At 31.8% G+C, this 13,511-nt stretch carries 13 protein-coding genes and 1 tRNA gene; 8 read left to right on the top strand and 6 right to left on the bottom strand.

Annotated elements, in window-relative coordinates; genetic code table 11:
• Positions 1 to 185: 185 nt before the first annotated feature.
• The 3 genes from ileS to SOI86_RS07855 all read right to left on the bottom strand — a co-directional run bounded on the left by ileS (position 186) and on the right by SOI86_RS07855 (position 3,818).
• Positions 186 to 3,092: an isoleucine--tRNA ligase gene (ileS, locus tag SOI86_RS07865; protein WP_320681278.1), complete on the bottom strand. Its 2,907-nt coding sequence runs from the start codon at positions 3,090 to 3,092 to the stop codon at positions 186 to 188.
• 123 nt (positions 3,093 to 3,215) lie between these two features.
• Complete coding sequence (locus SOI86_RS07860; RefSeq protein WP_320681277.1) at positions 3,216 to 3,665, bottom strand: hypothetical protein; 450 nt, start codon at positions 3,663 to 3,665, stop codon at positions 3,216 to 3,218.
• A gap of 71 nt (positions 3,666 to 3,736) precedes the next feature.
• A tRNA-Leu gene (locus SOI86_RS07855) sits at positions 3,737 to 3,818 on the bottom strand.
• A 242-nt stretch (positions 3,819 to 4,060) separates the two neighbouring features.
• Between SOI86_RS07855 and SOI86_RS07850 the strand changes: the two genes are divergently transcribed.
• Positions 4,061 to 5,008 (top strand): fatty acid desaturase, encoded by a 948-nt coding sequence (locus tag SOI86_RS07850; RefSeq protein WP_320682518.1) that lies wholly within the window; start codon positions 4,061 to 4,063, stop codon positions 5,006 to 5,008.
• A 1-nt stretch (position 5,009) separates the two neighbouring features.
• Here SOI86_RS07850 and gatC read toward each other — a convergent pair whose 3' ends face one another.
• Positions 5,010 to 5,303 carry an Asp-tRNA(Asn)/Glu-tRNA(Gln) amidotransferase subunit GatC gene (gatC, locus tag SOI86_RS07845; RefSeq protein ID WP_320681276.1) on the bottom strand — a complete coding sequence of 98 codons (294 nt, stop codon included), beginning with the start codon at positions 5,301 to 5,303 and terminating at the stop codon, positions 5,010 to 5,012.
• Between the two features lie 182 nt (positions 5,304 to 5,485).
• Between gatC and SOI86_RS07840 the strand changes: the two genes are divergently transcribed.
• Positions 5,486 to 6,082 (top strand): DNA-3-methyladenine glycosylase, encoded by a 597-nt coding sequence (locus SOI86_RS07840; protein WP_320682517.1) that lies wholly within the window; start codon positions 5,486 to 5,488, stop codon positions 6,080 to 6,082.
• Between the two features lie 8 nt (positions 6,083 to 6,090).
• Positions 6,091 to 7,107, top strand: coding sequence for an aspartate carbamoyltransferase catalytic subunit (locus SOI86_RS07835; protein ID WP_320681275.1), 1,017 nt, complete (start codon positions 6,091 to 6,093; stop codon positions 7,105 to 7,107).
• Between the two features lie 2 nt (positions 7,108 to 7,109).
• Here SOI86_RS07835 and SOI86_RS07830 read toward each other — a convergent pair whose 3' ends face one another.
• Positions 7,110 to 7,451 (bottom strand): DUF565 domain-containing protein, encoded by a 342-nt coding sequence (locus SOI86_RS07830; RefSeq protein WP_320681274.1) that lies wholly within the window; start codon positions 7,449 to 7,451, stop codon positions 7,110 to 7,112.
• A gap of 11 nt (positions 7,452 to 7,462) precedes the next feature.
• Positions 7,463 to 7,663 (bottom strand): hypothetical protein, encoded by a 201-nt coding sequence (locus SOI86_RS07825; RefSeq protein ID WP_320681273.1) that lies wholly within the window; start codon positions 7,661 to 7,663, stop codon positions 7,463 to 7,465.
• A 223-nt stretch (positions 7,664 to 7,886) separates the two neighbouring features.
• Between SOI86_RS07825 and SOI86_RS07820 the strand changes: the two genes are divergently transcribed.
• From SOI86_RS07820 to ftsH, 5 genes are all read left to right on the top strand, one after another.
• Positions 7,887 to 8,108, top strand: coding sequence for a DUF2555 domain-containing protein (locus SOI86_RS07820; protein ID WP_320681272.1), 222 nt, complete (start codon positions 7,887 to 7,889; stop codon positions 8,106 to 8,108).
• Positions 8,098 to 9,354, top strand: coding sequence for a bifunctional phosphopantothenoylcysteine decarboxylase/phosphopantothenate--cysteine ligase CoaBC (gene coaBC, locus SOI86_RS07815; protein WP_320681271.1), 1,257 nt, complete (start codon positions 8,098 to 8,100; stop codon positions 9,352 to 9,354). Before SOI86_RS07820 ends, coaBC begins: the two co-directional genes overlap by 11 nt.
• A gap of 214 nt (positions 9,355 to 9,568) precedes the next feature.
• Positions 9,569 to 10,363 carry a photosystem II manganese-stabilizing polypeptide gene (locus SOI86_RS07810; protein ID WP_320681270.1) on the top strand — a complete coding sequence of 265 codons (795 nt, stop codon included), beginning with the start codon at positions 9,569 to 9,571 and terminating at the stop codon, positions 10,361 to 10,363.
• Between the two features lie 70 nt (positions 10,364 to 10,433).
• Complete coding sequence (gene sat, locus SOI86_RS07805) at positions 10,434 to 11,609, top strand: sulfate adenylyltransferase (RefSeq protein WP_320681269.1); 1,176 nt, start codon at positions 10,434 to 10,436, stop codon at positions 11,607 to 11,609.
• Between the two features lie 46 nt (positions 11,610 to 11,655).
• Complete coding sequence (gene ftsH, locus SOI86_RS07800; RefSeq protein WP_320681268.1) at positions 11,656 to 13,509, top strand: ATP-dependent zinc metalloprotease FtsH; 1,854 nt, start codon at positions 11,656 to 11,658, stop codon at positions 13,507 to 13,509.
• Positions 13,510 to 13,511: the final 2 nt, after the last annotated feature.

The following is a 13,511-nucleotide window of genomic DNA, read 5'->3' as shown; positions in this document are numbered from 1 at the left end:
TAATTTCAAAGGTTTCAGTATGTCTATCACTCATCCAATTAAAAAGAATTTAGAATAAAATTTTAAGAATCTGATTATAAACTTACAAAATACAGACTTTATCAATCACCTTTAAGATAAACAAAATATAATTCTAATACGAGAAATAAAAACTCAATTTTCTTTTTAAATAAAAATAACTGGAGTTAAGTAAATTCCAAATTAATAATGTTTGAACATCTTTTGCATAATTTTGTATTTTGAATACCACCAAAAGTTTCTTTTTGATAATGCCAACATCTATCACATTTTTGACCATGAGCTTTAAGAATTTGAATTTTTCCAAGTTCATTGTTATCAATAATTAGAGAATTATCATCCAAATTTGATACCACTCGGAAATTTGAAACTATCAGCCAATCCCTAAATAAATCTACATCTTCATTACCAAATTTTTTAAGCCACGTCAGAGAATCTTTTACTACTTTATCTTCGGGTAAATAATTCACTTCTGTTTCTAAAGCTGCTCCAATTATTTGTTTGTTTCTACATCCTTCTATCGCCTTATTAATTTCAACTCTCAAATTTCTTAAATTTGCAATATGTTTGTTTAGGCTTTCATTTTTCCATGACTGCGAAAAAATTGGCCATCCTCTTTGAAATACTGATTTTTCATTAGTTGAATATGGAATATTTTGCCAAATATCTTCAGCCATATGACAAAGCACTGGAGAAATAAGAACAGCTAAATTTTCAACAACTAGAGACATGACAAACTGACATGATCTTCTCCTAAATTGTGACTTAGCACTTACATACAACCTATCCTTTGCAATATCTAAATAGAAATTTGACAAATCTACAACACAAAAACTTTGTAAAATTTGGAAAAATTTTGAAAATTCATAATTTTCATAAGCATTTGATATTTGATCTGTAACCTCGACTAATCTGCCTAACATCCATTGATCTAATAGCGGTAATTGATCAATTTCAAAACTATCAAGATTAGGATCATAATCATGAATATTCCCTAAAAGATATCTCGCTGTATTACGAACTTTTCGATAAACATCTGATAGCTGCTTAAGTATATTTGAACCAATTGGAACATCTACTGAATAATCTACCGAACTTACCCATAGCCTAAGAACATCAGCTCCATAGGCAGGTTCAGTTTTTTTATTATTACCTCCATTAATAATTATATTAGGATCAACAACGTTACCTAAAGATTTGCTCATTTTTCTTCCATTTTCATCAAGTGCAAAACCATGAGTTAAAACTTTCTTATATGGTGGTTTGTTATTAACCGCAACAGATGTGAGCAAAGAGGATTGGAACCAACCTCGATGTTGATCGGAGCCCTCCAAATAAAGATCGGCTGGATACTTTAACTCACTTCTTTGTTCACACACTGCAGCCCAGCTAGATCCTGAATCGAACCAAACATCCATTGTATCTTTTCCTTTTTCCCATAGATCAGCTTCTTTTAAATAATTTTCTGGTAATAGGTTCTTGACTTCCCAGTCCCACCAAATATCTGCTCCGTGTTCACTAAAAAGTTTTTGAATATGATTAATTATCTCGCTGTTTAGGAGAATTTCATTACCATTTTTTTTATAGAACACTGGAATTGGAACACCCCAAGACCTTTGTCTAGAAATACACCAATCTCCTCTTCCAACGACCATAGAATAAATTCTTTTTTTTCCTGTAGCTGGCATCCATTCAACATCTTCTATTGCCTTTAATGCAGATGATCTGAAACCATCTACCGATGCAAACCATTGTTCTGTTGCACGAAAAATAGTAGGTTTTTTGGTTCTCCAATCATAGGGATATCTATGCTTATAATTTTCTTGCAATAGAAGCAAATTTTGTTCCTTTAAATATTCAATAATTAAATCATTTGAATCTTTAAGAACATTTGATCCTTTGAATTTTCCTGAATATTCATTTAAATCACCTTTTTCATCAACAACACAAGTTATAGGTAAGTCATACTTTTGACCTACACTAAAATCATCTAAACCATGTCCCGGAGCAGTATGAACAATTCCAGTACCAGATTCAGTGGTTATGTAATCTCCACCAATCACAATTCTGCAATTTTTCTTCTGAGTAGGATGTTGATATTCAATATTTTCCAAGATAGACCCTTTAACCTCTAAAAGTGTCTTGAAATCTTTATTAAATTTCTTACTAATTTCAGAATATAATTCTTTTGCAAAAAGATATATTCTTTTTTCTTCATCAATAGCAAAAACGTAGTTAATTTTTGGATTTATAGCGACTGCTTCATTTGCAGGTATTGTCCAGGGTGTGGTGGTCCAAATAGTTATGAAAGAATTACTGAGAAAAAGATCCTTTTTGATATTGGGATTTTCTTGACAGAATTTCAAAAGAATTTCTTCAGATAATCTAGTGATTTTAAAGGAAACATAAATACTTTTTGAATAATGTTCTTCAGGATATTCTAATTCTGCTTCTGCTAGTGCAGTCCTAGAACTTGGACTCCAATGTACAGGTTTAAGGCCCCTATATATATATCCATTTAAAAACATTTTTCCAAATACTCCTATCTGAGCAGATTCATAACTTTTCTTAAGAGTTAAGTAGGGGTTATTCCAATCTCCCCATATGCCCCACCTTTTAAACCCCTCCATTTGACTATTAATTTGAACATATGCATAATTTGTTGCTTTTTTTCTTAGATTTAAGGTATCTAGATTCTTTCTTTCATCAGATTTTAAATTCTGAAGTACTTTTAATTCAATAGGTAATCCATGACAGTCCCACCCAGGAACATAATGTACTTTAAATCCTTTCAACGTTTTGTACTTATTTATAATGTCTTTTAAAACTTTGTTTAGAGCATGACCCATATGAAGCGCGCCATTTGCATAAGGCGGGCCATCATGTAATGTAAATGTTTCTCCTGAGTTATTTAAACCCAATTCGAAATCAATATTATTTTTAGCCCAAAAATTCTGAATTTCAGGTTCTCTTACAACTGAATTAGCACGCATTGAGAAGTCAGTTTTAATTAAATTTAAAGTTTCTTTGTAAGAAAAGTCTGATTTTTGTTCTTTGTTATTTTGAGATTTCATACGACGATATAAGAAATATTGGGGATCAATAGAATTGTTTAAATAAAATCTAATTTATTATATTCTTTCTAAATTGACCTGTAGTTTTTTGGCATTTTTAAAAAATAGCCAATAGAGTTGGTTTCAAACTTTTATATTATCATTCTTATCATTTCTTACCCACTTTTTTGGGGTTGTAGTTTGATTATTTCTATCAAAATTAAAGATTTTCAAGGTTTTTGTAAAATTCCCAACTCCAAGATTAATAGCCTCTAATAATTTCGAAAGATTATTTCTGAGTTCCAAAAAGGTAGTTAATTTATTTTTTTCTTTATCGGTTAATTGATTCCATCTAGATAAACAAAGCTCCACTACGTATAAAAAAATTAGTATTGTTAAAAAAAGGAAAATTACAAAATATGATTCGTTTATGGTTTTATTTTTAATTATCAAGATAAAACCTATTAATAAATTCAAAAAAGCTTTTATTAAATCTTTTGGTCTACCGAGCTCAAGATATATTAAGGGTATAAACAAAAAAAAAGTCCCAATTAAAATATAAAAAGATCCCAAATAAATTATCAAACTATTCATTAATTAATTAGTTTATTAAATTATAAGAACTTAATATTGAGAAATAAACTTCGTATTAGAATTTCCTTAAATGCGGTCGGGGAGACTTGAACTCCCACACCCGAAGATACGAGTACCTAAAACTCGCGCGTCTACCAATTCCGCCACGACCGCTCAAATAAAATAATAATTGAAAGAAGTTTATTTTAAGAATATTTTTAACTTAAGATGATTAATTTGACACATAAAAATTAAATTCAATATCTCTTTAAAAAAACTTATTAGATTTGAACATGCAATCATTTAAGAATATTAGTTATATTACTAAAAGAATATAAGAGACTATTTCAAACTCAACCAATAAAAATACAACAAATATTACTAACTCTTCAAGAACATTCAATTGGCAAAAGGAGATAAAAAATTACGTAGATCCGCCAAGTTTTTGGAATCCAACATTAGGACTCTTTTTTGGGGGTTATTTTCTCGCTTTTCTAAGCATATGGCAATGGTATAGAGGTGTTTGGCCTCTTCCTTTACTCGTAGCCACAGCTTTTTTATCTTTGCATATTGAAGGTACTGTGATTCATGATGCATGTCATAAAGCTGCTCATCCAGTTCCTTGGATAAACCAAGCAATGGGTCATGGCTCAGCAATTCTATTAGGATTTAGTTTTCCAGTTTTTACAAGAGTACATTTACAACATCATATTCACGTAAATCATCCCAAAAATGATCCAGATCATATTGTCAGTACTTTTGGTCCAATTTGGCTAATTGCACCAAGATTTTTTTATCATGAAGTTTTTTTCTTTCAAAGAAAACTTTGGAGAAAATATGAATTACTACAATGGGGAATTGAAAGATCAATCTTTATAACAATAATTCTTGCAGGTATAAAGTTTGACTTTATGAATATAATCTACAATCTATGGTTTGGACCAGCATTAATGGTCGGAGTTACATTAGGAATATTTTTTGATTATCTCCCTCATAGACCTTTTCGATCAAGAAACAAATGGCTAAATTCACGAGTTTATCCAAGCAAATTTATGAATTTGTTAATAATGGGCCAGAATTACCATCTTATTCATCATCTTTGGCCTTCCATCCCATGGTTTGAATACAAAATAGCCTATGAAAAAACTAAGCCACTATTAGATATGAAAGGCTCACCTCAAAGAGTGGGTATCTTTGAAAGTAAAAAAGACATTTTTAACTTTATTTATGATTTATTAATAGGTGTAAGGAGTCATAGCAAAAGGAGGGGAAAGATAAGAAAAATCATAAATTTGTATCCAGGCTATAAATTAAAAAAAATCTTATTAAAGATAGTTAATAAAACATTTATAGGAAGCAATTAAATCAATCATTGATAATTTTCGGTACTTTATAATATTTATCTTCTCTAGATGGGCCTAATTCTAGAAGTTCTTCAATACAATTAGAATTTTTATTTTCGTCTTTTCTAAAAACATTAGTAACTTCAATAGCTCTTGTTGTACAAGGCACATTATCTGTATCGATTTTTTCTAATTGTTTTATGTATTCCAATATTTTTTCTAGTTGTTCTGCGTGATTGTTAATTTCGTGCTCGTTAAGTTCTAATCTAGCTAAATGGGCAACTTTTTTTACCTCCTCTTTGGTTATTTTTTTCATATTTTTAATATTCTTATTTATTAAATAATAGTTTATTTAGATCATTTTTATATAAATATTCTTTGAATTTCAAATAAACATAAAAACTAATAATCAAATCTTCTTGAAAATCAATTTCAATTAATATTAATAGCCTAAATTCTCTTGGGCAGCTAAAAATGATATTAGATAAATAATAAAAAATAGAAAAACAGTTTTTTCCAAAAAATTTTTTTTATCGGCACTCTAAACTTGTTGCTCCAGATTTAGTAGGCTGTTATCTCATAAAAAATAATAATGAGAAAGATCAAATTAAGGGTATTATTGTTGAAACTGAGGCTTATTCACAAGAAGACGAGGCCTGTCATGGCTACCGTAAAAAAACTCAATCAAATCAATCATTATTTGGAAAACCTGGTACATTTTATATTTACAAATCTTATGGCATTCATCACTGTTTAAACATAGTTACTGATAAAGAAAATTTTGCGAGTGGTGTATTAATCAGGGCAGTTTTTATCCCTCGAAAAAATGAGAGGTTAGCTTCAGGACCTGGTCTGGTTACTAAGACATTCGGTATAGACATATCATTTAACTCGCTTGAAGTAGTTAATAACAATTCTTTATGGATTTCTAATAGAGAGTCATATCTAGAACAAAAAGATCTTATTCAAACTACGAGAATTGGCATATCCAAGGCAAAAAATATAAAATGGCGTTGGTATCTCAAAAATAGCAGGAGTGTAAGTAAAAGATTAAAAGGTGACAGAACACCTAAATTCAAAAATCATTTATCTTAGTAAGAGCAATGCGACTTTGGCCTCATAAACATATTCACACACTAGCTAATTTTTCAATTGAAGATTACAAATCAGTATTTGAATTAGCTAATAGATTTGATGCACTAAAGAATGCAGGAACGAAAAAGATACCAGCCTTACAAGGCACTTTGGTAACGTCCTTGTTTTTTGAAGCTAGTACAAGAACAAAAAATAGTTTTGAACTTGCAGCAAAAAGGCTTTCTGCGGATGTACAAACCTTTGCTCCATCCTCAAGTTCTTTAACAAAAGGCGAAACAATTATTGATACAGCGATAACTTATTCTGCCATGGGTGCAGATATATTAGTTATTAGACATTCATCGAGTTACATAACCTTTGAGATAGCTAAAAAACTTGATTCATTAAATTCCAAAACTTCAGTTCTGAATGCAGGAGATGGATTACATAGTCATCCAAGTCAAGGATTGCTGGACATTTATACATTAATCAAATTCTTTTCCAAAAAATCACTGAATCCAGAGGTGTTAAATTCCAAGAAAATTTTAATAGTTGGCGATATAAATCATTCAAGAGTTGCAAGATCAAATCTTTGGGCTTTAAGTGCATTTGGCGCAGACATAATCTTATGTGGTCCTAAAACATTAATCCCTGATGAATTTAACAATTTTTTAAAAAATCCTGCTCCAAATCAACTAGAAGATCCTATTAAATCAAGAGGCTCCGTAACAATTTCTAGATCATTGGAAGAATCAATAAAAATTGCAGATGCAATTATTGTTTTAAGACTCCAGAAAGAGAGAATGATGGAGAATTTACTAAGCAGCATTGATTCTTATAGTTTAGATTATGGTTTAAACCCAGAGAAGTTATCTTTGAATAGTAAAGAAATTCCAATTCTTCACCCAGGTCCTATAAATAGAGGTATTGAAATAAGTAGTAAATTAGTAGATGAATATCCTAATTGCTTAATCAATAATCAAGTTTCAAATGGTATCCCAATAAGAATGGCTTTACTTTATCTATTACAGAAATACAAAAAATAAATTCAAAGTAACTTAAGACTTTCAGTGAAAAAGCCATAAAATAATCCTAATCTTAAAGCATCCAATAAAAGTACTAAAAATTTCTTTTTCTTTTCAAATCTGAAATTTCTTCTAAGAAGTATTAAAATTTCAATAAAAATGACTGATAAAAAAGCAGCTATGGGATCCATGAGTTCCACAACAGCACTTACCATGCCAAGCGAACTGCCCAAAAAGTAACCAATTAAAAGAATTATTAATGATAGTGAATATCTTCGCCATGGGTTATTAGCCCATTTAGTTAATGTCTGAATATTTTCTACAATCTTTAGTTGGAAATTTGTTTTTTGAGGTCTAAAAACCATTTTTCTTTCAACTAAGCTGATTCAGAGTTTGATGAAATTTTAGTACTTCCTTCTACTAATTCTAGTAAAGCCTCAAACTGAGCCATTACTCCTCTTAGTTCCCCTGGTTCAGGAAAAAGGTCATCTTCTTTAATGCCTAAATGCATTTCTCTTAGTTCTTGCCTTAAATAGCGTAAGTGAGTCGTGATTTGCTCTCTCTTGGTTTGTGACATGATTGAAACTTTGACATTATTTTATTATTTTAAGAAAGAATATTTTTGATATGGAGAGTTTGCATATCTATGACTGAAAATGAAGATAAATTGTTTACAAACACTTTAAAAAGATATTGCCTCTTAAAAATTTCTTATTCTTGAAAATATTTACTTAATACTTTCATCAATTTTAAATAATTACTTGAGGCTTTATTATTAGAATGTATTGGCTTTATTCAATATGGAATTTATTTCTGAAAATAAAATAAGTGAGGCACTAGTAAATTCTTTTGATGAAGAAATGACCCTTAAGCTCGCACAAAGGCTAGAAGAAGATAATTACAAGACACCATTTGATGGTTTACAAGACTGGCATTTACTGCGGGCACTTGCAATTAACAGACCAGAATTAACCTCAGATTATATCCATCTCCTAGATCAGGAACCTTTTGATGAAAACTAAAAAAACGGACTCCAAAAAAAATATTCTTTTATTAATAACAGGGAGTATTGCCGCTGTGAGGATTCCATTATTAGTTAGCCAATTAGCGAAAGAAAATTATGAAATCAGATGCGTTTTATCTAAAAATGCAGAAAAATTAATAAAGCCGATTTCTCTTTCTATCTTAAGTCGAAACCCTTGCATTTTAGAAAATGATCAATGGTCACATATTCAATCAACACCTCTCCATATAGAACTATGCAATTGGGCTGATATTGTAATCATTGCCCCTTTAACAGCGACAACGTTATCAAAATGGGTAACTGGAAATGCAGATGGATTAATTCCAAGCATTTTAATGGCAAATATTAAGCCAATTATTGTTGCACCAGCAATGAATACACAAATGTGGCTAAATAAAACCGTCCAAAAAAATTATGAGAATTTACAGAATTATGAAAATGTTTTATCTTTGCTACCAAGTGAGGGGATCTTAGCATGTGATGCAATTGGCATCGGTAAGATACCTCCTAATGATCTAATTCAGTTAGCTCTAGAATTTATAATTTCACACAATCAAAATCTTTATCGCAAAGATTTAATTAATAAAGAAATTTTAATAACTGGCGGGTGCACCTCAGAAAAAATTGATGCTGCAAGAAATATCACTAACAAAAGTTCTGGAGCTATGGGCTTACTTCTATCTCAAGTTGCTAGGTTCAGAGGAGCTAAAGTTAAATATATCCATGGCCCTCTGAAAATCGATCAAGATCTTACAGATGGAATAAAAAGATACGAAATTGAGACTAGTGATGATTTAATTAGGGCAATTAAGAATGAAATTTCAGATTATGATTATTTTTTTATGAATGCAGCAGTATCTGATTTTAAGATAAATTCTAATACTTCAGCTAAAATTCCCAAAAATAAAATTAATGATCATTTCAATAAACATTTTGAGCTAGTCCCAGATATTTTAAAAACAATTAGTGAATCAAAAAAAGCTAATCAAGTTTTTGTAGGCTTTTGTGCTTTTACAGGATCTTTTGAAGAAGCAAGAGAAACAATTAAAGAAAAAATTATTCAAAAAGGTTGTGATTATCTTTTCGCAAATCCAATTGACATTGCAGGACAGGGATTTGGGTCTTTGTCACAAAATGAAGGTTGGCTATTCGATACAAAAAGTATGGAACATCATATAAAAAAAACATCAAAAATCGATTTAGCGAATAAATTAATAACTCAAATTATTTCAGGCATCAAATAAATAAATTTTTTTATTTGTATTTTTTTGTAATCTTAATCATTAAAAATAATTTGATAGCTTACAATAATTCCAGTTTTTAAAAATCTAAAAAGCTACGGGTTGTTTCTAGGATTTAAAAGTGCTAACTTTTATGCTCCTTTCCCTAGTAATATCCTTATTGAACTATTTAGGTGACCTTAATCATTCGTCACAGAACTTTACTGCTACTTTAATTATGAGAATTCGTTCTTTCTTAGCTTTCGTTATTTCAATTTGTATAACATTTGCTTTCGTACCTGTTAAATCATATGCATTCTCTGAAAGAGGAAATGCACAATTTACAGATGTTGTAAATACCGGTAAAGCTAATGATTGCCCTACATTAGACTCATCTCTTGTAGGATCAATATCCTTAGGTAATGGAGATAGCCTTAAAGGAATATGTATGCATCCAACAGAAGTTTATGTAAAAGTGCCTGGAACCAAAAGAAAAGCGGCAGAATTTGTTTCTACAAAAATTATTAGTCCCAGAAATAACACTACAGTGACTGAAGTATATGGAGACATAAATTCAGGAACTTTCACTGAAAAAGGTGGTATTGATTTTCAACTTATTACTGTCTTAACTCCCGGTGGCTTAGAGGTGCCATTTGCATTCTCAGCAAAAGAACTTACAGCTGATTTGCCCTCATCTATTGAGCCAGGCACTGAGTTTAGTGGTTCAACATTTACACCTAACTACAGAACTGGTGATTTTTTAGATCCTAAAGCGAGAGCTAAAAATACTGGTGTTGAATATGCTCAAGGTTTAGTGGCATTAGGTGGCGATGATGAAGAACTTGCTAAAGAAAATATTAAAGTTGATGTAAATGGTACTGGAGTGATTACTCTTTCTATCAATAATGTAGATTCTGAAACAGATGAATTTGCTGGTACTTTTGAAGCTATTCAACCTTCGGATACAGATATGGGTTCAAAAGATCCACTTGATGTCAAAATAATTGGAGAGCTTTACGGAAGAAAGGCATAGATCCAATTTAAGAAAAAAGGGGTTTTAACCCCCTTTTTTTTTTCAAAATTTTTATTTATAAAGTCATAAAATGGAATTACAACAACAAACAAATAGAGATGCTAATGGACTAATACCACCTTATGGAGGAGAACTAAAAAATTTAATTATCAAAGATAAAAACCTTAAATCCGACCTCATTTCTAAAGTTAATTATGAGTTTGAATGCAGCGAAAGAAATGCATGTGATGTAGAACTTTTGATTATTGGTGCTTTTTCTCCATTGGAAGGTTTTATGGATGAAAAAAACTACAAATCGGTCATTGAAAATAATAGAGATACAAACGGGTTGCTTTTTGGCTTGCCTATTGTATTTGATTCAAATAACGAAGAAGTAAAAGCTGGAGAGACAATATTGCTTACTTATAAAAAACAAAAAATTGCAGTTTTAGAAGTTAGCTCAAAATGGGAGCCTGACAAATCCTTAGAAGCTGAACTTTGTTATGGTACTAATTCTTTAGATCATCCTGCTGTCAAGATGATCTTTAATGAGAGAGGGAGATTTTATATAGGAGGGAGAGTTTATGGTTTCGAACTGCCAGTTAGAGAATTCCCCTGCAAAACCCCTGAAGAAGTTAGATCTATACTGCCAACAAATCATGATGTTGTTGCATTTCAATGCAGAAATCCAATTCATAGAGCACATTATGAATTATTTACTAATGCCTTACTCTCAGATAATGTCTCTTCTAACGCGGTTGTTTTAGTACATCCAACTTGTGGGCCAACACAACAAGATGATATCCCTGGAAAAGTTAGATATTTGACCTATAAAGAATTGGAAGAGGAAATATCTGATGAAAGAATAAAATGGGCTTTTTTACCTTATTCAATGCATATGGCCGGGCCAAGAGAAGCTCTTCAACATATGATAATCAGAAGAAATTATGGCTGCACACATTTTATTATTGGTAGAGATATGGCTGGTTGTAAGTCATCATCAACTGGTGAAGATTTTTATGGACCATATGACGCCCAGAATTTTGCAAATAAATGTGCAGGCGAGTTAATGATGCAAACTGTACCTTCAAAAAATTTGGTTTATACAAAAGAAAAAGGATATATTACAGCTGAAGAAGCTAAGGAATTTAATTATCAAATTATGAAACTTAGTGGTACAGAATTCAGGAAGAAATTAAGGAGCGGCGAACCAATTCCCGAATGGTTTGCATTCAAAAGTGTAGTAGATGTTCTAAGACGCTCTTAATATTGTTTTATTATTAGTATTATAGATTTATTAAAGATTATTTATTGTGAACAAACGTTGGAGAAACGTAGGACTTTACGTCCTAGCTGTCATTACCGTAATTTTCATTGGTACTTCTGTTTTTGATAAACCTAGTACAGAAAATGCTACAAAGACCTTAAGATACAGTGATTTTATAGAGGCAGTTCAAGATAAAGAAATCAGTAGAGTCCTAATATCTCCAGACAATGCAACAGCACAAGTTGTTGAAAATGATGGGAGCAGATCACAAGTCAATCTTGCACCTGACAAAGATTTATTAAAAATCCTAACAGAAAATAATGTTGACATTGCTGTAACTCCTACAAAATTAGCTAATCCATGGCAACAAGCTTTAAGTAGCTTGATTTTCCCAGTACTTTTAATTGGAGGATTATTTTTTCTTTTCAGAAGATCGCAAAGCGGAAACGCTGGAGGGGGTAACCCTGCCATGAGTTTTGGTAAAAGCAAAGCTAGACTCCAAATGGAACCTTCTACACAGGTAACTTTTTCAGATGTTGCTGGTGTTGAAGGTGCAAAATTAGAACTCACTGAAGTTGTAGATTTTCTTAAGAGCCCAGATAGATTTACAGCAGTCGGAGCAAAAATCCCAAAAGGGGTCCTTCTTGTTGGCCCTCCAGGTACAGGAAAAACATTGCTAGCCAAGGCAGTTGCTGGAGAAGCAGGTGTACCTTTTTTCTCAATATCAGGTTCAGAATTTGTAGAAATGTTTGTAGGAGTTGGTGCTAGCAGAGTTAGAGATCTTTTTGAACAAGCTAAAAAGAATGCTCCTTGTATTGTGTTCATTGACGAGATCGATGCTGTTGGAAGACAAAGAGGTGCTGGTATGGGCGGAGGAAATGATGAAAGAGAACAAACATTAAACCAACTCCTAACAGAAATGGACGGTTTCGAAGGTAATTCAGGAATAATAATAGTAGCTGCTACCAATAGACCTGATGTATTAGATTCAGCTTTAATGCGTCCTGGAAGATTTGATAGGCAGGTAACAGTAGATAGACCAGATTACGCTGGAAGATTACAGATATTAAATGTTCATGCGAAAGATAAAACTCTTTCAAAAGACGTTGATTTAGATAAAGTTGCTAGAAGAACACCAGGATTTACGGGTGCCGATTTAGCCAATCTATTAAATGAAGCAGCAATACTAGCAGCTAGAAAAGATTTAGATAAAGTAAGTAATGATGAAGTCAGTGATGCCATTGAAAGAGTTATGGCTGGTCCAGAGAAGAAAGATAGAGTCATAAGTGATAAGAAAAAAGAATTAGTTGCTTATCACGAAGCTGGTCATGCACTTGTAGGAGCATTAATGCCCGATTATGATCCTGTAGCAAAAGTTTCAATAATTCCTAGGGGTCAAGCTGGAGGTTTAACCTTCTTTACTCCAAGCGAAGAAAGAATGGAATCAGGTCTTTACTCTCGTTCTTACCTTCAAAATCAAATGGCTGTAGCTCTTGGTGGAAGAGTTGCTGAAGAAATAGTCTATGGAGAAGAAGAAGTTACTACTGGAGCTTCAAACGATTTACAGCAAGTTGCTAATGTAGCAAGACAAATGATCACTAAATTTGGCATGAGCGACAAAATAGGTCCAGTCGCCTTAGGTCAATCTCAAGGTGGAATGTTTCTTGGGAGAGATATGAGTTCTACAAGAGATTTCTCTGAAGATACTGCTGCAACTATAGATGTAGAGGTCTCTGAGCTTGTTGATGTAGCATACAAAAGAGCTACAAAAGTTTTATCAGATAATAGAACAGTCCTAGACGAAATGGCTCAAATGCTTATTGAAAGAGAAACTATAGATACTGAAGATATTCAGGATTTGCTTAACCGCTCAGAAGTAAAAGTCGCAAACTACATTTAAGC

The sequence above is a fragment of the Prochlorococcus sp. MIT 1314 genome, assembly GCF_034093315.1.
Taxonomy (GTDB): Bacteria; Cyanobacteriota; Cyanobacteriia; order PCC-6307; family Cyanobiaceae; genus Prochlorococcus_A; species Prochlorococcus_A marinus_Y.
Note: the sequence above shows the minus strand (reverse complement) of the source record. Positions and strands in the feature narration are given on the sequence as shown.